At 49.5% G+C, this 19272-nt stretch carries 14 protein-coding genes; 5 read left to right on the top strand and 9 right to left on the bottom strand.

Annotated features, from left to right (window positions below; genetic code table 11):
- Nucleotide 1: 1 nt before the first annotated feature.
- The 7 genes from trmB to hpnD all read right to left on the bottom strand — a co-directional run bounded on the left by trmB (nt 2) and on the right by hpnD (nt 11895).
- A complete protein-coding gene (gene trmB / locus HMPREF1051_RS09685; RefSeq protein ID WP_003767951.1) occupies nt 2–709 on the bottom strand; it encodes a tRNA (guanosine(46)-N7)-methyltransferase TrmB in 708 nt (235 codons plus the stop codon).
- A 517-nt stretch (nt 710–1226) separates the two neighbouring features.
- Nucleotides 1227–3014: a dihydrolipoyl dehydrogenase gene (gene lpdA, locus HMPREF1051_RS09680; protein ID WP_003767965.1), complete on the bottom strand. Its 1788-nt coding sequence runs from the start codon at nt 3012–3014 to the stop codon at nt 1227–1229.
- 87 nt (nt 3015–3101) lie between these two features.
- Nucleotides 3102–4715 carry a dihydrolipoyllysine-residue acetyltransferase gene (gene aceF / locus HMPREF1051_RS09675; RefSeq protein ID WP_003767927.1) on the bottom strand — a complete coding sequence of 538 codons (1614 nt, stop codon included), beginning with the start codon at nt 4713–4715 and terminating at the stop codon, nt 3102–3104.
- Between the two features lie 240 nt (nt 4716–4955).
- A complete protein-coding gene (gene aceE, locus HMPREF1051_RS09670) occupies nt 4956–7619 on the bottom strand; it encodes a pyruvate dehydrogenase (acetyl-transferring), homodimeric type (RefSeq protein WP_003767920.1) in 2664 nt (887 codons plus the stop codon).
- A 432-nt stretch (nt 7620–8051) separates the two neighbouring features.
- Entirely contained in the window at nt 8052–9233 is a 1182-nt protein-coding gene (locus HMPREF1051_RS09665; protein ID WP_003767960.1) for an aspartate aminotransferase family protein, read from the bottom strand.
- A gap of 473 nt (nt 9234–9706) precedes the next feature.
- Nucleotides 9707–11050, bottom strand: coding sequence for a hydroxysqualene dehydroxylase HpnE (gene hpnE, locus HMPREF1051_RS09660; protein ID WP_003767950.1), 1344 nt, complete (start codon nt 11048–11050; stop codon nt 9707–9709).
- Nucleotides 11047–11895: a presqualene diphosphate synthase HpnD gene (hpnD, locus tag HMPREF1051_RS09655; protein ID WP_003767946.1), complete on the bottom strand. Its 849-nt coding sequence runs from the start codon at nt 11893–11895 to the stop codon at nt 11047–11049. The genes hpnE and hpnD overlap by 4 nt, the downstream gene beginning before the upstream one ends.
- Nucleotides 11896–12074: 179 nt before the next feature.
- On the opposite strand from hpnD, the gene HMPREF1051_RS09650 reads away from it, so the two are divergent.
- Complete coding sequence (locus tag HMPREF1051_RS09650; protein WP_003767923.1) at nt 12075–12935, top strand: tetratricopeptide repeat protein; 861 nt, start codon at nt 12075–12077, stop codon at nt 12933–12935.
- Between the two features lie 137 nt (nt 12936–13072).
- Here HMPREF1051_RS09650 and HMPREF1051_RS09645 read toward each other — a convergent pair whose 3' ends face one another.
- Entirely contained in the window at nt 13073–13510 is a 438-nt protein-coding gene (locus tag HMPREF1051_RS09645) for a DUF4124 domain-containing protein (protein ID WP_003767931.1), read from the bottom strand.
- Between the two features lie 196 nt (nt 13511–13706).
- Here HMPREF1051_RS09645 and guaB point away from each other — a divergent pair, with 196 nt between their 5' ends.
- Nucleotides 13707–15170 (top strand): IMP dehydrogenase, encoded by a 1464-nt coding sequence (guaB, locus tag HMPREF1051_RS09640; protein ID WP_003767939.1) that lies wholly within the window; start codon nt 13707–13709, stop codon nt 15168–15170.
- 65 nt (nt 15171–15235) lie between these two features.
- Here the strand turns inward: guaB and HMPREF1051_RS09635 are convergent, their stop codons facing one another.
- A complete protein-coding gene (locus tag HMPREF1051_RS09635) occupies nt 15236–16228 on the bottom strand; it encodes a WG repeat-containing protein (RefSeq protein WP_036492851.1) in 993 nt (330 codons plus the stop codon).
- A gap of 361 nt (nt 16229–16589) precedes the next feature.
- Here HMPREF1051_RS09635 and eno point away from each other — a divergent pair, with 361 nt between their 5' ends.
- From eno to ttcA, 3 genes are all read left to right on the top strand, one after another.
- Entirely contained in the window at nt 16590–17876 is a 1287-nt protein-coding gene (gene eno, locus HMPREF1051_RS09630; RefSeq protein ID WP_003756747.1) for a phosphopyruvate hydratase, read from the top strand.
- Nucleotides 17877–17892: 16 nt separating this feature from the next.
- Nucleotides 17893–18171: a cell division protein FtsB gene (ftsB, locus tag HMPREF1051_RS09625; protein ID WP_003743241.1), complete on the top strand. Its 279-nt coding sequence runs from the start codon at nt 17893–17895 to the stop codon at nt 18169–18171.
- Between the two features lie 389 nt (nt 18172–18560).
- The coding region (gene ttcA / locus HMPREF1051_RS09620; protein WP_003767984.1) for a tRNA 2-thiocytidine(32) synthetase TtcA at nt 18561–19272 on the top strand (712 nt) is incomplete at its 3' end.

Genomic DNA, 19272 nt, shown 5'->3' with positions numbered 1-19272 from the left:
TTTATTTGATGCGTTTGAAAACCAAATCCCAAACGCCGTGCCCCAAACGTTTGCCGCGGGCTTCAAATTTCGTTTCGGGACGGTAGTCGGGCGTAGGCGCGTAATCAGCGGCGGTATTTTGCAAATTGTCAAAACCGCTCAACACTTCCAGCATCTGCTGCGCGTATTCTTCCCAATCGGTCGCCAGATGGATATAACCACCGACTTTCAGCTTGGGCAGCAGTTTCTGCACAAACGGCGTTTGCACCAAGCGGCGTTTGTTATGGCGTTTTTTGTGCCAGGGGTCGGGAAAGAAAATGTGGATGCCGTCGAGCACGTCGTCTGAAAGCATATTTTCGACCACTTCGACCGCATCGTGCCGCATCACGCGGATATTGCCGATGTGTTCTTCTTCAATCAATTTCAAAATGTTGCCGACGCCGGGACCATGTACATCAATCGCCAAAAAGTCGGTATCAGGCAGGCGCTTGGCGATTTCAACAGTCGCCACGCCCATGCCGAAACCGATTTCCAACACCTTGGGACGGTCGCTGCCGAAACGCTGATTCAAGTCCAACACGGAATCTTGGTAATCGATGCCGAATTGCGGCCACATCGTATCAATGGCACGCTGCTGCGCCGCAGTCATATGCCCTTGACGCAACACAAAGCTGCGGATGGAGCGTTTGTGCGCTTCAGGAACGGTGGAATCCGGAGTTATTTCGTTCATAAATCATTTCTTGTATCTGATAAAACTGGGGAAAGGTCGTCTGAAAATCTGCGATATGGTTTCAGGCGACCTCTGAATGTATGGGGTCAACCGTTAAACGGTTCGGTTTATCGTTGATGAATAAGCATGAGACAAGCTGCTGACAGTATCAATCCTGCCGAACTCGTTTGTTTGCTGTTTTAAAGCATGACTAAATGGCTCACTTGGAGCTTAGGCACGCATTCTTGTTCATTCATTATATAGTGGATTAAATTTAAATCAGGACAAGGCGACGAAGCCGCAGACAGTACAGATAGTACGGAACCGATTCACTTGGTGCTTCAGCACCTTAGAGAATCGTTCTCTTTGAGCTAAGGCGAGGCAACGCCGTACTGGTTTAAAGTTAATCCACTATATCGTTAATGAAATCACTATCACTGACAATATTCTGTTTGACGAAAAGGTCGTCTGAAAGATTCAGACGACCTTTGACTGATAAATGCAATATCAGCAGTTTAATTCAACTGACTGAATACACTTATTTTTTCTTTTGAGCCGGCAGGTCGGTACAAGTACCCAGCGCCACTTCGGCAGCCATACCGATGGATTCGCCCAAGGTCGGGTGCGGGTGGATGGTTTTGCCGATGTCTTCAGCGTCGCAGCCCATTTCGATGGCCAGACAGATTTCGCCAATCATATCGCCGCCGTTCGGACCGACGATACCGCCGCCGATGATACGGCCGGTTTCGGCATCAAAAATCAGCTTGGTGAAGCCGTTATCGCAACCGTTGGCAATCGCACGGCCGGAAGCCGCCCACGGGAAGTTGGCTTTGGTGATTTTGCGGCCGGATGCTTTGGCAGACAATTCGGTTTCGCCAACCCATGCCACTTCGGGAGCGGTGTAAGCCACACCCGGAATCACGCGTGCATCGAAGTAAGCTTTGTGTCCGGCGCAGTTTTCAGCGGCAACGTGACCTTCATGAACGGCTTTGTGTGCCAGCATAGGCTGACCGACGATGTCGCCGATGGCGTAGATGTGCGGCACATTGGTACGCATTTGTTTGTCGACTTCGATGAAGCCGCGATCGGTTACGGCAACGCCTGCTTTTTCGGCGCTGATGAGTTTGCCGTTAGGCGCACGGCCGGCGGCAACCAATACAGCATCGTAGCGTTGCGGTTCTTTCGGCGCGTTCGCACCTTCGAAGGTAACGTAAACGCCGTCTTCTTTCGGCTCGACTGCAACGGTTTTGGTGTTGATCATGATGTTGTCAAAACGGTATTCGTTTTGTTTTTGCCATACTTTTACCAAATCGCGGTCTGCACCTTGCATCAGGCCGTCCATCATTTCAACGACGTCAAGGCGTGAACCCAGCGTGCTGTAAACCGTACCCATTTCGAGGCCGATGATACCGCCGCCGATAATCAACAGCTTGCCCGGTACTTCTTTCAGAGCCAAAGCGCCACTGGAATCGATGATGCGCGGATCTTCAGGGATAAACGGCAGCTTGGTTACGCGGCTGCCCGCTGCGATGATACAGTTTTTGAACGCAACGATTTTTTTCTCGCCGGTAGGCGTAGCTTGCTCGTACACGTCGCCAGTAGTCAACGACACTTCCAAGTGATGCGGATCCAAGAATTGACCATCGCCTTGGATAACGTCCACTTTACGGCCTTTTGCCATGCCTGCCAAACCGGTAGTCAGGCGGGAAACCACGCCTTCTTTGTAGCCGCGCAGCATGTCGATATCGAGTTCAGGCTCGGGGTATTTGATGCCGTTGGCAGCCAAGTGGCGCACTTCGTCAATAACGGCAGCGTTATGCAACAAGGCTTTGGAAGGGATACAGCCGACGTTCAAGCAAACGCCGCCCAAGGTTTTGTAACGCTCAACGATGGCAACTTTCAGACCTTCATCGGCTGCGGCAAATGCAGCGGAGTAACCGCCAGGACCGCCACCCAATACGACTACGTCGTACTCAGCATCGGCAGAACCGCCGAATTGCGCCGCTTGCGGTGCAGGAGCGGCAGCTTTGGGGGCTTCTTGCGCAGGGGCAGCAGCAGGTGCTTCGGCTTTAGGAGCGGCAGTCGCGCCTTCGGCTTCAACGACTACAATCAAGCCGCCTTCGGAGATTTTGTCGCCGACTTTAACTTTGACTTCTTTGACCACGCCCGCAACTTCGGCAGGCACGTCCATCGTCGCTTTGTCGGTTTCCAAGGTAATCAGGGTATCGTCAACGGCGATAGTGTCGCCTACGTTCACTTCAACCGCGATAATATCTACATTTTCGTGTCCGCCAATGTCGGGCACTTTCAATTCAACTAAGCTCATGTCTAATCTTTCTGAATGATATTCGGACTTCTGTTTTCAGACGACCTGTCAGGTTGTTTGCCGAAGGTCGTCTGAAATACGCTCGGATTACAGGGTAATACGGCGGAAGTCTTTCAACAGGTTCGCCAGGAATACGGTGAAGCGCATACCAGCGGCACCGTCGATGACGCGGTGGTCGAAGGACAGGCTCAACGGACACATCAGGCGTGGAGCGAACTCTTTGCCGTTCCAAACCGGTTTGATTTGGGATTTGCACACGCCCAAGATAGCAACTTCAGGTGCGTTCACAATCGGAGTAAAGCCTGTACCGCCGATGCCGCCCAAGCTGGAAATGGTAAAGCAGGCGCCTTGCATTTCTTGCGGTTTGAGCTTGCCTTCGCGGGCTTTTTTAGACAATTCGGTCAGCTCTTGGCTGATTTCTTTCAGACCTTTTTGATCCACGTCTTTGATTACGGGAACAACCAAGCCGTTCGGCGTATCAGCTGCGAAACCGATGTTGAAGTAGTTTTTCAGAACCAGATTATCGCCATCCAAAGAAGCGTTGAATTCTGGGAAGGCTTTCAGCGCGGAAACAGAGGCTTTGATGATGAACGCCAACGGAGACAGTTTCACGCCTTCACGTTCCCACTCTTTGTTCAGCTGTTTGCGGAATTCTTCCAGTTCGGTCATGTCCGCTTCTTCGTGAACGGTAACGTGCGGAATGACTACCCAGTTGCGGGACAGGTTTTGACCGGAAATTTTCTTAATACGGGACAATTCTTTAACTTCGACATTACCGAATTTGGAGAAGTCCACTTTAGGCCACGGCAGCAAGTCCAGACCGCCGCCCAAAGATGCGCCGGCAGCAGCAGGTTTCGCCGCACCGCCTTGCATTACAGATTTCACAAAGGCTTTAATGTCGTCGCCCATGATACGGCCTTTCAAGCCGGTACCCTTGACTTGACCCAAATCCACGCCCAATTCGCGCGCCAGTTTGCGCGCGGAAGGACCGGCGTGTGCTTTGGCGAAAGCGGCTTCGTCGATTTTGGCAGCGGCAGGTGCAGGTGCGGCAACAGGAGCCGGAGCGGCGGCAGGCGCGGCAGCCGGAGCAGGTGCTGCTGCCGGTGCGGCGGCTTGGGCAGGCGCGGGAGCGGCGGCAGAACCGGCGGTTTCCACTTCGATAATGGCAGTACCTTCGGATACTTTGTCGCCGACTTTCAGGAATACGGCTTTAACGACACCAGCGGCAGTACAAGGTACGTCCATAGTCGCTTTGTCGGTTTCCAAAGTAATCAGCGTGTCGTCTTCAGCAACAGTGTCGCCAACTTTAACTTCAACGGCGATTACATCTACATCAGTATGACCGCCAATATCAGGAACGGCTACTTGAACGGTTGCACCGCCTGCGGGAGCGGCAGCGGGTACAGCGGCAGGCGCAGGTTGTGCTTCAGCCGCAGGAGCCGGAGCAGCCTCAGCAGCGGCAGCACCGGTTTCAACGGTCAGAATTACGCCGCCTTCGGAGATTTTGTCGCCGACTTTGACTTTCACTTCTTTCACAACGCCTGCTGCATCGGCAGGTACGTCCATAGTGGCTTTGTCGGTTTCCAGTGTAATCAGGGTGTCGTCAACGGCGATGGTGTCGCCCGCTTTGACTTCTACTGCGATGATATCGACGTTTTCATGACCGCCGATATCGGGTACTTTGATTTCTACGATACTCATTTGAGTTCCTTTGATGATTTCGGTTTGAGGTCGTCTGAAAAACAGTTTCAGACGACATCACTTATGTTTTCCGGCACGGATAACCATTTCCAGAGCAGCCTTTCTGCACTTCGAGCTTTTTGCACGACTTGCGCCCGCTGCTTGTTAACTGGAAGTTTATCCGTTATACAAACCGTCAACGTATTCTTGATTCAGACGACCCCGCAAGCAAATTGACTTTGAGGTCGTCTGAAAACAGGATTAGCGTTTCCAGCTTGGAGCCACGTCGGCATTGATGCCGTATTTTTCGATGGCTTGCTGAACGGTTTCTTTGCTGACTTTGCCTTGTTCTGCTAATGCGCTCAATGCTGCCACGGCAACGTTGTAGCGGTCCACTTCAAAGAAGCGGCGTAGGTTGGCACGGCTGTCGGAACGGCCGAAACCATCGGTACCCAAGACATGGTAGTCGTTCGGGATGTACGCGCGGATACGGTCGGCATAGCTGCGGATATAGTCGGTAGCGGCGATAACCGGACCATCATGACCTTGCAGTTGAGAGGTCACGAAAGGCACTTTTTCAGCTTCCAGCGGATGCAGGCGGTTGAAACGTTCTGCTTCGATGGCATCGCGGTGCAACAGGTTGAAGGACGGGCAAGACCAAATATCTGCTTCTACGCCGAAGTCGGCTTTCAACAATTCGGCACCGGCAATCACTTCTTGCAGGATGGTACCGGAACCCATCAATTGAACTTTCTTGTCGCCTTTACCGCCGGCTTTCAGCAAGTACATACCTTTCAGGATGTCTTGTTCCACGCCTTCGGGCATATCCGGGTGAGTGTAGTTCTCGTTCATCAAGGTGATGTAGTAGAACACGTCTTCATGGTTGACGTACATACGGCGCAGGCCATCATGTACGATAACGGCCACTTCATATTGGAAGGTCGGATCGTATGTTACGCAGTTCGGGATCAAATCAGCTTGAATGTGGCTGTGGCCGTCTTCGTGCTGCAGGCCTTCACCGTTCAAGGTCGTACGGCCAGCAGTACCGCCCAAAAGGAAGCCGCGCGCGTGCATATCGCCGGCTGCCCATGCCAAGTCGCCGACGCGTTGGAAACCGAACATAGAGTAGTAAATGTAGAACGGAATCATCGCGAAGTCGCTGTTGGCATAGCTGGTCGCCGCTGCAATCCAGTCAGCCATCGCGCCTGGCTCGTTAATACCTTCTTGCAGGATTTGACCGTCAACAGACTCTTTATAGAACATCAATTGGTCTTTGTCTTGCGGGGTGTATTGTTGGCCTTTCGGATTCCAAATACCGTATTGTCGGAACATACCTTCCATACCGAAGGTACGGCTTTCGTCAGGAACGATAGGTACGACGCGTTTGCCAATTTTTTTGTCTTTCAACAGAGTAGACAAAATGCGGACAAATGCCATAGTGGTCGAGAATTCACGGTCGCCGCTGGATTTCAGTTGAGTCTCAAATGCAGACAACTCAGGCACTTCCAGAACTTCTTGGGTAGGCTTGCGTTGAGGCAGGTAGCCGCCCAAAGCTTCGCGGCGTGCGTGCAGGTATTTGTACTCTTCACTGTCGGGAGCAAAAGTCAGGTAAGGCAGATCGCCGCTGTCGATTTGCTCGTCGGTAACCGGAATGTCAAAGCGGTCGCGGAATTGTTTCAGAGACGCTTTGTCCATTTTTTTGGCTTGGTGGGCAACGTTTTGACCTTCACCGGATGCACCCATACCATAACCTTTAATGGTTTTTGCCAAAATTACGGTAGGTTTGCCGTCTGCATGGTTAGCTGCGCGGTCATAAGCGTTGTACACTTTTTGAGGGTCGTGGCCGCCGCGGTTCAATGCCCAAATTTCGTCATCGGTCATATCGGCAACCAATGCTTTCAATTCAGGGGTATTGAAGAAGTGTTCGCGCACGTACGCGCCGTCTTTGGATTTGTAAGTTTGGTAGTCGCCGTCCAAACATTCTTCCATGCGTTTGCGCAGGATGCCGTCTTTGTCTTTTGCCAAGAGGCGGTCCCAACGGCGACCCCAAATGACTTTGACAACATTCCAGCCGGCACCGGCAAAGTTGCCTTCCAATTCTTGGATGATTTTGCCGTTACCGCGGACAGGACCGTCCAAACGTTGCAGGTTACAGTTGATGACGAAAATAAGGTTGTCCAAACCTTCGCGTGCTGCCAATGCGATGGCGCCTTGCGATTCAGGTTCATCCATTTCGCCGTCGCCGCAGAAACACCATACTTTACGGCCTTTGGTTTTTGCCAGGCCGCGGGATTCCAAGTATTTCAGGAAACGGGCTTGGTAAATCGCCATGATCGGACCCAAACCCATAGATACGGTCGGAAATTGCCAGAAATCAGGCAGCAAGTGCGGATGAGGGTAAGAAGGCAGACCATGTCCGTCCACTTCCTGACGGAAATTATTCAGTTGGTCTTCAGTCAGACGGCCTTCAACGAAAGCGCGGGCATAGATGCCTGGAGAAACGTGGCCTTGGAAGAATACCAAATCACCTTCTTCGCCTTCGCCTTTAGCCTTCCAGAAGTGGTTGAAACCCACTTCGTACATGGTTGCTGCGGATTGGAAAGATGCGATATGACCACCCAGCTCCAAATCTTTTTTACCGGCGCGCAATACGATGGCGGCGGCGTTCCAGCGCACGAATGCACGGATGCGGTGTTCGATGTTTTGGTCGCCCGGAATGCCTTTTTCGTCTTCAACCGAAACGGTATTCAAATACGGGGTGGTTGTGCCGTGAGGCATACGGACGCCTTTATCGCGGCTGTATTTAACCAGATGCTCCAACAGGTATTGTGCGCGTTCGCTGCCTTCGTATTCTAGAACTGAGCTTAACGCGTCCAACCACTCTTGGGTTTCAATCGGGTCAACATCGTGTAATTGGGTGGACATAGTATCTATCCTTATGTTGAGTGTTATTCAATGACAGAGGGTTATACCCCTAATGTTTTCGTTTGCGAAAATTGATATACAAAAACGAAAATTCCTAAAATTAAATCAAACGCAAAACCACAATTACCCTAATATTATCAATTAATTAAAAATAAAATTGAAAATAAAGGGCGCAATGAGTCATTTATTTGAATTTATTCCGCCTCAAATCGTATCAGTAATTGGAATAACTGGCAAATTACAATTTATAACATCGGTTTTATTCTGAACAATGGGCATATGGATTTGATTAAATTCTGATCGTTTTTAAACAAAAAAGAAAATTTTTAGATTGATTATTTTCTAAAACCAACAAACGGTCGTATTTTCCATTATCCGTCGAATAGAAATACTTCATCAAATTTGTTAACAGTTAAATAAAATCAATCAAATTCAGACGAGCCATTCCGTTAATGCAGCCTCCAAGCGTTTCAGCCCTTCTGCCATATCTTCATCGTTGAGCAGCAGGCTGGGGGCGAAACGGACGACATCGGCTCCGGCAACCAATACCATCAAGCCGTGCTTCAGCGCGGCGGCAGTAATTTCTGAAGCGCGGCCTTGGTATTGGTCCGCCAGCACGCAGCCGATGAGCAGCCCCATGCCGCGGACTTCTTTAAATACGCCGGTTTTCTCGCCTAATCCCCGCAAGGTCGTCTGAAATTTTTGTCCTTGTTTTTCCACGTGCGCCAAGGTTTCGGGCGCGTTGATGATGTCGAACGCGCGGCTGCCGACGGCGCACGCCATCGGATTGCCGCCGAAAGTCGAACCGTGCGTCCCCGGCCCGAAGGTCGGGGCGATTTTATCGGTGGTCAGAATCGCACCGATGGGGAAGCCGCCACCCAATGCTTTGGCGGAGCTGATGATGTCGGGCGTAATGCCGTAATGCTCGTAGGCAAACAGTTTGCCCGTATGCCCCATACCGGTTTGCACTTCGTCCAAAATCAGCAATGCGCCGTGTTCATCGCACAAACGGCGCGCAGCTTGCAGATATTCCTGCGTGGCAGGCAGGATGCCGCTTTCGCCTTGAATCGGCTCGATGATTACGGCGCAAGTGTTTTCGTTGATGGCAGCTTCCAATGCGGCAATATCGTTGAACGGAACGTGGGTGATGCCTTGCGGCAGCGGCGCGTAGTCTTTGCTGTATTTGGGCTGGCCGCCGACCGATACGGTAAACAATGTGCGACCGTGGAAGCTGTTCAGGCAGGAGATGATTTCGGTTTTGTGTCCGCCAAAATGATCGCGACCGTATTTGCGCGCCAGTTTCAGCGCGGCTTCGTTGGCTTCAGCGCCGGAATTGCAGAAAAACACTTTGTCGGCGAAGGTATGCTCTACCAGCTTTTGCGCCAATTCCTGCGCGGATTTAGTGGTGTATATATTGGAAATGTGCCACAATTTTTGCGACTGCTCCGCCAGTGCGGCAACCAAATCGGGATGACAGTGTCCCAACGCATTGACCGCAATGCCGCCCGACAAGTCGATGTATTCACGGCCTTCAGCATCCCAGACGCGGCTGCCGAGAGCGCGTTCGGGAATCATGGGGGCGAATGAAAAATTGGGGGTCAGGTAGTTTTGCATCCGATTTCCTTTGCGGTTTTAAGTCTGATGTATAGTCAATGAAAGGCGTTGCTTCGTATGGTCTCGTCCGACAGGGTATGAGACATTTCCTATCTGGATTGTCTTTGAACCGAATACAACAACGCCATTGCAGATATAGTGGATTAACTAAATCAGGACAAGGCGACGAAGCCACAGACAGTACAGATAGTACGGAACCGATTCACTTGGTGCTTCAGCACCTTAGAGAATCGTTCTCTTTGAGCTAAGGCGAGGCAACGCCGTACTGGTTTAAAGTTAATCCACTATATTGAGTCAATTCGTCGATTATGCGCCGATTAAGACAATGTGTCATCCGCAGCCGGACCCAAATATTTAGATCATGCAACCACCATCAACAAAGGTCGTCTGAAAACACAGATTTAATCTGCTAAACGTTTTCAGACGACCTTTTTGCGTAACATTCACGCCAAGCTTTAGCTTTAATAGCTCAGTCAAAGCGAGGACTGAGCATCTCTATCCCTTTGTTTCAGATTGATTTCTGCCAAACACATTTCTGCCGCCGTCAAACCCGACTGTACCGCCGCTTCCAGCGTAGCCGGATAGCGCGGGTGCAGGTAGTCGCCTGCCGGATAGATGCGCCGCTGGTGCAACCAAGCAAAGTCAGGAGTGGCGAAATCGGGCATACAGGCTGTGGTCGCGCGTTTTTCGGTGATGACGCGGACGGCTTCGGGTTCGTCCAAATAAGGGCAGATGCGTTTTACATCGGCATGGACTTTCTCTGCCCATTCTTGGCTTTTGAACGCGCCGACATGGTCGGAAACGCTGATGACGGCGGCGACTTCGTTTGCCGGCAAACCGAGTGCACCACGATACACCAGCCATTGTGCCGTACCGTCGGCAAATCCGGTCAGCGGCGCGGGCAGATGGACGGGAACGGCATAGCGCAAATAGACGGTGGTAATTGAGTGGTATTGGAGATTTTGATAGGTCGTCTGAATATAGTCCGGGGTATCTTCAGGGAAAAGATGAACGGCATGATACGGCGCAACCGCAACAATAACGGCATCAAAAATCTCATCATTCACAACAACGCGTCCGTCAGGAAGGTTTTTCAGACGACCTACGCGGGTTTCAAGACGGATGTCCGCACCGCATTGCTTGAGTTTTGCCACCGCAGGCTCGGCGATGATTGCGCCCAAATCGCGCTTGGGTAAAAGGTAGTCGCTGCCGAATTTATCCGCCCATACGCCGTCGGACAAAACATTGCACAACACCCGCAAACTTGCATGTTCCAAGGGCGTATTGAGTGCGCCCCACACCAACGGCTGCCAAAATTCTGCAACCAGCCTGCGCGGGACATTGCGCTGCCGCAGCCATTGGGCAACAGCCAAATCAGCGCGCTTGCCGCGTGCGTAATGCTGCAACGCAGCCATATCGGATAACAGCCTGATTTTCAGCAAAAACGAAACGTTTTTAGCACGCAATATGCCGGTCAAAATATGCAGCGGCGAAAGAAAGTTGGTACTTTGAAACTGCAAACCTTCATACATATGCCATTGCAGCGGCAAACGGCAAAAAGCGGCTTCAGGGACGGCACCGATGTGCTCCATCAGCGTCAACACACCATGATATGCGCCGAGCAAGATATGCTGCCCATTGTCCAAAAAACTGAATCCGTCAGCGCTCCCAGCCAAAGTACGCGCCCGTCCGCCCGCCTGCCGACCGGCTTCAAACACAGTAACATCAACACGGCGCGCCAACGACACTGCAGCAGACAAACCTGCCCAGCCTGCGCCGACGACGGCAATTTTCGGGCGAAGATGCGGAGTATTCATGGCTTAAATCCGAATAACCAGGTTTTCAGGGCAATACGCTTTTTGCGCGGCGAAGGAATGGCAATTTTATAAGTCAGGACGTTTTGCGCGCCATCACGATCGATTTCGTTCAACAGCGCGTAATAAATCGCCGCCATCACCAACCCGACTTTTTGGGATTTTTTATCGGCAGCAGGCAACAGCGACATCGCCTCACGATAAGTCTCGCGAGCGCGTGAAACTTGAAAACGCATCAATTCGGCAAAATTATCCGTCGGCTTACACTGCATAATCACGCTTGCAGGTACATCAAACCGCTGCATTTCCTCCATCGGCAGGTAAATCCGACCGTTTCTCGCATCCTCGCCGACATCGCGGATAATGTTCGTCAGTTGCAGCGCAAGCCCCATCTTATCGGCGTATTCCAGCGTTCGGTCGTCTGAAAATCCCAAAATCCGCGCAATTAGGCAACCGACTACACCTGCGACGCGGTGGCAATACAGTTTTAACTCTTCAAAACTGCCGTAACGCGCCTGAACCAAATCCATCTGCATCCCGTCGATTAAGGCTTCCAATTCATATTTCGGCAGCTTGAAAGTTTCCTTAACCTGCCGCAAAGCCTGATTGACCGGATGCTCCGGCATCACGCCGCCGAATACCTTGTCCAAATCGCCGCGCCACCAGTTCAGCGTTGCCTGCGCCACATTCGGATCGGAACAGTCATCAACCACATCGTCCAATTCGCGGCAAAAAGCATACAAAACCGTTATCGCATCCCGCTTTTCCTGCGGCAGGAAACGGAAGCCCGACAAAAAACTGGAGCGGCTTTCTTCTGCCTTCTGACGGCAATAATCAAGTCCTTGCACGGCGTGTCCTAAAAATATGGTTATGAAGAACGATTTTATCGGGATTTGGGGAATTGTGGCAATTTCAGACGACCTTTCATCCCTATATTGTTCAAATCGTCCATATTTGATTTACTTCATTTTTAAGACAAGTTAATATAGACAATCGACTCTCCTAATACCAACTATATTTTATAGTCATGAACATTACGTCTAAAACACTTATCCTAACCATCCTGCTTTCCATCTCAGAAATGCAGGCTTATGCGGCAAAACCACATTACACTCCGCGTCACAATATCTCTCAAAACAGTGAAAACCAAGCCTTCCGATTGATTCAAGAAATGGCGAAACAGGGGGACACCCGCTCTCAGCTTGACTTAGGCACTATGTACGCAAAAGGCATCGGCACGACGCAGGATTACGAGCAGGCTAAATACTGGTTTGAAAAAGCGGCGCACAACGACAACGCCGAAGCGCAATTCAATCTTGGAATTATTTATTACGAAGGTCAAGGAACGGCACAAGACTATCGCCAAGCCAAATTTTGGTGGGAAAAGGCAGCCGAACAGGGCAATGCAGAAGCAGCATTTAATTTAGGTATTCTGCACTATGCTGGCATAGGCATTCCTCAAGACTATATACAGGCAAAAACTTGGTTTCACAAAGCAGCAGACCAAGGGGAAGACAGTGCGCAATTTTACTTGGGTTTGATGTATTACTCAGGCGAAGGCGTAGGCCAAGATTATAAACTTGCCAAGTCATGGTTTGAAAAAGCCGCCAAGAAAGGCAACGCCAAAGCGCAATATAATTTAGGCATCATGTATGCAGAGGGACAAGGCGTTACCCAAAATTATCCCAAGGCAAAATATTGGTACAAAAAAGCGGCAGAACAAGGCAATGCCAACGCCCAAAACAACTTAGGCGTTTTATACGAAAACGGACAAGGGGTAACCCAAAACTTTACCCAGGCAAAATCTTGGTTTGAAAAAGCCGCCGCCCAAGGCAATACCCTCGCGCAACATGCTTTGGAATACATTGTGCAGCAAAATCAAAACTGAACCCTGGATTTTTCCCAATACACCATTATCAATGGGTGAACCCTGTTCAATGCCCAGCGGGCAACTTTGCAAAGAAAGCTAAAACAATAAGGCATACGGTTATAACTGTATGCCTTATTTGCTGTTGCAATCCAATTTCAATTGCAATATTTATTGATATCGCTTTGATAATGTTTAATCAAATCATCACGATTGGCTGTGCGCGCACTTTCCGCAAACTGACGGTTTACGCGGGCAATCCGACAGTTGTCTTCTTTATTTTTGCGGTTTTCTTCTTCAACCTTCTTATTCTGCTCCTCAACCTGCTTATTCTGCGCCAAAATCTTCTCGTTCAGCTTAGCCTGCTGCTCTGACAGCGTCCCTTCTTGGGCATTTTCCGGTTTGGCAACTGCAGGCGTCACGTTACGGGTTCGAATATTCACAATATTCGAACGTTCCGGCTGCAAACGATTAGGCGTATCGGAGTAGCTGGTGCTGCCACTGCCGCTTTTCCATGTATAAACATTATTTCCGGCCATTGCTCCGGCAGCATACAAAACGCCAAGCAAAAATAAGGATAAAGATGATTTTTTCATTTTGTTTTCATCGTAAACGTGTTTTCAGACGACCCCATTTTACTTGATTTTTAAAAATATGTCATATTAATTCAAAAATATGCATCGTAATGGTGTCGTAAAAAAATAATCTCAAATTGCAAACAATCCGCTGTCAACAAATCTTAGCGGGTGTTATAATGCCGTGCATCTTGCACAAACTGAAAGACTGAGCATCATGCGTATCGTAGAAAAAGCCTATACTTTCGACGATGTTTTGTTGGTTCCTGCACATTCAACCGTGCTGCCACGAGACGTTAAACTTCAAACCAAGCTCACCCGCGAAATCACGCTCAACCTCCCCTTACTTTCCGCCGCAATGGACACCGTTACCGAAGCACGCCTCGCCATTTCCATGGCGCAAGAAGGCGGTATCGGCATTATCCATAAAAACATGACGCCCGAAATGCAGGCGCGTGCCGTTTCCAAAGTGAAACGCCATGAGAGCGGCGTGGTGAAAGACCCGGTAACGGTTGCCCCGACGACGCTTATCCGCGAAGTATTGGAAATGCGCGCGCAACGCAAACGCAAAATGTCCGGCCTGCCCGTCGTTGAAAACGGCAAAGTAGTAGGTATCGTTACCAACCGCGACCTGCGTTTTGAAAACCGCCTCGACCTGCCCGTTTCCGCCATCATGACCCCGCGCGAACGCTTGGTTACCGTTCCCGAAGGCACAAGCATCGACGAAGCGCGCGAACTGATGCACGAACATAAAGTCGAGCGCGTTTTGGTCTTGAACGAAAAAGACGAGCTTAAAGGCTTGATTACCGTAAAAGATATTTTGAAAACCACCGAGTTTCCAAATGCCAACAAAGACTCCGAAGGTCGTTTGCGCGTAGGCGCGGCTGTCGGCACCGGCGGCGACACCGAAGAGCGCGTAAAAGCCTTGGTCGGAGCGGGAGTCGACGTCATCGTCGTCGATACTGCACACGGCCATAGCCAAGGCGTTATCGAACGCGTGAAATGGGTAAAAGAAACCTATCCGCACATCCAAGTCATCGGCGGCAATATCGCAACCGCCAAAGCCGCTTTGGATTTGGTCGCAGCAGGAGCAGACGCCGTCAAAGTCGGTATCGGTCCGGGTTCAATTTGTACCACCCGTATCGTTGCAGGCGTAGGCGTGCCGCAACTGACCGCCATTCACAACGTTGCCGAAGCCCTCAAAGGCACCGGCGTTCCGCTGATTGCCGACGGCGGCATCCGCTTCTCCGGCGACATCGCCAAAGCTCTGGCAGCGGGCGCATACAGCGTCATGCTCGGCGGGATGTTTGCCGGTACGGAAGAAGCACCGGGCGAAATCGAACTCTACCAAGGCCGCTCGTACAAATCTTACCGCGGTATGGGTTCTCTGGGAGCAATGAGCCAAGGCTCCGCCGACCGCTACTTCCAAGATAAAACCGACAGCACCGATAAATACGTCCCCGAAGGCATCGAAGGCCGCGTTCCCTACAAAGGTCCGATTGTGAACATCATCCACCAACTGACTGGCGGTTTGCGTTCCAGCATGGGCTATTTGGGCTGCGCCAATATCGAAGAAATGCACGAAAAAGCGGAATTTGTAGAAATCACCTCCGCCGGCATGAGCGAATCCCACGTTCACGATGTCCAGATTACCAAAGAAGCGCCGAACTATCACCGCTAAGGTAAAATGAACAAAGGTCGTCTGAAACTTTCAGACGACCTTACTTACAAAAAAATTACAAATCGTTATTCCACTTCAACTGGCTTGCCTTGCTTATCAATATAAAAGAATTCATCTTCACTAAAATCTTCGTCTTTAAACATATTCTTCATATTGACAAGTGCCACACCATTTTGGAAATCATTGAAAGTACCAAATTTGAACGGGATAACCACCTTACCGGTTTTATCTAAATAGCCGAATTTGCCGTTTAATTCCGCACCAATCAAACCCTCACTCAATGAACCTAAATATTCATATTTAAAGGGGATAACTACCTTTCCCTTTTTATCGATATAACCGTATTTATCATTTTGTGAAACCCTTGCCATACCATCTTCAAAATTAGAAGCGCTTTTATATCGCGCAGGAATTACCCACTGATTTCTTTTATCGATATAACCCCATTTATCAAGAATCTGAACAGCGGCTACACCTTCATTAAAATAAAAAGCCTCTTCATATTTTGGTGGAATAACCATCTCGCCTTTTGTATTGATATAGCCATATTTATTTGTATCAGCAGTAGCGACCGCAGCGAGTCCTTCACTGAATGAATCGGCTTTAACATATTGAAATGGAATAACAACTTTACCCTTTGTATCAATAAAACCCCATTTACCTTTTTGTTTGGCAGGGGCAATGCCTTGTGAAAAATCACCAGGCATGTATTCGAATTTTAAAGGAATAACTTCTTTGCCACTGGCGTTAATATAGCCACATAAAATCTGATCTGATTTTCCTACGGTTTTACATACTGCTGCCAATCCTTCAGAAAAATCATAGGCATCATAATACTTAAGTGGAACAACAACCTTCCCTTGTCGATTAACAAAGCCATGCAAAAAAGGATTCTTCTTGTTACCCGGCTTCATAACCCTAGACAAGCCTTCTTCATTAAGGCAAAAAACCGTGCTGTAACCTTCTCTACCAGTCAATTTTGGTACTTCGCAGGTATCAGCCAGTACAATAGGCATATACACTGATGCAATGAAAGCGCCTAATAATATTTTCTTCATACATTAACCTTGTTGAAAATGATGTCTGAATTTTATAAAAAACCATATGACCTGTCCATATTCAAAAACAGTTAGCTTACTTAAGATATTTTCAGACGACCTTTCCACCTAAAACAAAGCATTTGCAGCAAGCCTCCCTGCCCTAAAATCTCAAAAACTGTTAAAATGCGAGGCTGTTTAGACGTATTTGGCTTCTTGTGCAAACCGATGTTGACGTGAAACAAACTTACAGTCGATTTCATCGCGATTCTGGTATCGCTATCGGTATAATCGCCATTGATATACTTTCAGCGGCAATCATAGGTCGTCTGAAATGTAACAAAGCTACTTTTCTTTTTTCATCCTCATTTGGAGAATATTCATGAGTGCAATCGTTGATATTTTTGCCCGCGAGATTTTGGATTCACGCGGCAACCCCACCGTAGAATGCGATGTATTGCTGGAGTCCGGCGTAATGGGCCGTGCCGCCGTACCGAGCGGTGCGTCTACCGGTCAAAAAGAGGCTTTGGAACTTCGCGACGGCGACAAATCCCGCTACTCGGGCAAAGGCGTATTGAAAGCAGTTGAACACGTCAACAACCAAATTGCCCAAGCACTGATCGGTATCGATGCCAACGAACAGTCCTACATCGACAAAATCATGATCGAGCTGGACGGCACTGAAAACAAAGGCAATTTGGGTGCGAATGCTACTTTGGCAGTTTCTATGGCTGTTGCCCGCGCGGCTGCCGAAGATTCAGGTCTGCCGCTTTACCGTTACTTGGGCGGCGCCGGTCCTATGGCTTTGCCTGTTCCGATGATGAACGTTATCAACGGCGGCGAACATGCCAATAACAGCTTGAACATTCAAGAATTTATGATTATGCCTGTCGGCGCGAAATCTTTCCGCGAAGCCCTGCGCTGCGGTGCCGAAATTTTCCACGCGCTGAAAAAACTGTGTGACGGCAAAGGTTTCCCGACTACTGTTGGCGATGAAGGCGGTTTCGCACCTAATCTGAACAGCCACAAAGAAGCCCTGCAACTGATGGTTGAAGCAACCGAAGCTGCTGGTTACAAAGCAGGCGATGATGTCTTGTTTGCTTTGGACTGCGCATCCAGCGAGTTTTACAAAGACGGCAAATACCACTTGGAAGCCGAAGGCCGTTCTTACACCAGCGCAGAATTTGCCGAATACCTTGAAGGCTTGGTTAACGAATTCCCGATTATCTCCATCGAAGACGGTATGGATGAAAACGACTGGGAAGGCTGGAAACTCCTCACCGAAAAACTCGGCAGCAAAGTACAACTGGTCGGCGACGACTTGTTCGTAACCAATCCGAAAATCCTTGCCGAAGGCATCGAAAAAGGCGTGGCAAACGCATTGCTGGTCAAAGTCAACCAAATCGGTACTTTGAGCGAAACCTTGCAAGCGGTTGACTTGGCAAAACGCAGCCGTTACGCCAGTGTAATGAGCCACCGTTCGGGCGAAACCGAAGACAGCACCATTGCCGACTTGGCAGTCGCTACCAACTGTATGCAGATCAAAACCGGCTCATTGAGCCGCTCCGACCGCATGGCGAAATACAACCAACTGCTGCGCATCGAGGAAGAATTGGCAGAAGCTGCCTACTACCCCGGCAAAGCCGCATTCTATCAACTGGGCAAATAAGAAAAGGTATTGATGTATGAAGTGGGTAACTGTTGTTTTATCCATCGCGCTTGCTTACTGCCAATACAGCCTTTGGTTTGGAAAAGGCAGTATCGGGCATACGGAAGAATTGCAGGAACAACTTTCCGTGCAGGAGGAAAAAAACCAGACGCTCACTTTGCGCAATCAGTTCCTTGCTGCGGAAGTCGATGATTTAGCGAACGGTCAAGAAGCGATTTCTGAAATTGCCCGTGTGGAATTGGGTTACGTCCAAGACGGCGAAACCTATTACCGTTTTATCGAACGCAGCCGTTAATTGCCCTGATGGGAATAAAAGGTCGTCTGAAAAAGCGTTATTCCTAAATTTTAGATATCTATAGACACCTGTTCAGACGTTTCGTACAAGCCGGTTTCTGTATACCACAGAAACCGGCTTCTATAATTTCAAAACAATATCACTCCCATCATTTCCCAAACATATGCAATCATCTATCTGTTATCAATTCATACCCGATTCCGATTCAGATATCCCATTCTCAACACGACAAAGAAATCCATCCTAGACACAAATCTTTCTATTGAGAAAAATATTGTACTTCAAATCTAAATCCGCCCCCTATTCTTTTTCTAATATGCGGTTTCCAAACGCTTTTTGCGGTACAATACCGCCCTTAAATTTTTCCTTATTTCAAAGCACAAACCGCCATGTCCAAAAAAACCAAGCAAGAATTAGAGAACAACAAACTCAACAAACGTCTGCGCCATGCCGTCGGCGACGCGATTAACGATTTCAACATGATCGAGCCGGGCGACAAAATCATGGTTTGCCTCTCCGGCGGCAAAGACAGCTACGCCCTGTTAGACATCCTGCGCCAGCTCCAAGCCAGCGCGCCGATTGATTTCGAACTGGTTGCCGTCAATCTCGACCAAAAGCAGCCGGGCTTCCCCGAAGAAGTGCTGCCGACCTATCTCGAAAGCATAGGCGTGCCGTACAAAATCGTTGAAGAAGACACCTACTCCACCGTCAAACGCGTATTGGACGAAGGCAAAACGACATGTTCACTGTGCAGCCGCCTGCGCCGCGGCATCCTCTACCGAACCGCAAAAGAATTGGGCTGCACCAAAATCGCTTTGGGACACCACCGCGACGATATCCTCGCCACTATGTTTTTAAATATGTTTTACGGCGGCAAACTCAAAGCCATGCCGCCCAAGCTGGTGAGCGACAACGGCGAACACATCGTCATCCGCCCGCTGGCGTATGTGAAAGAAAAAGATTTGATTAAATACGCCGAACTGAAACAATTCCCGATTATCCCGTGCAACCTCTGCGGCTCGCAGCCCAACCTGCAACGCCAAGTCATTGGCGATATGCTGCGCGATTGGGACAAACGCTTCCCCGGCCGCATTGAATCGA

The organism is Neisseria sicca VK64 (genome assembly GCF_000260655.1).
Lineage (GTDB): Bacteria > Pseudomonadota > Gammaproteobacteria > Burkholderiales > Neisseriaceae > Neisseria > Neisseria sicca_B.
Note: the sequence above shows the minus strand (reverse complement) of the source record. Positions and strands in the feature narration are given on the sequence as shown.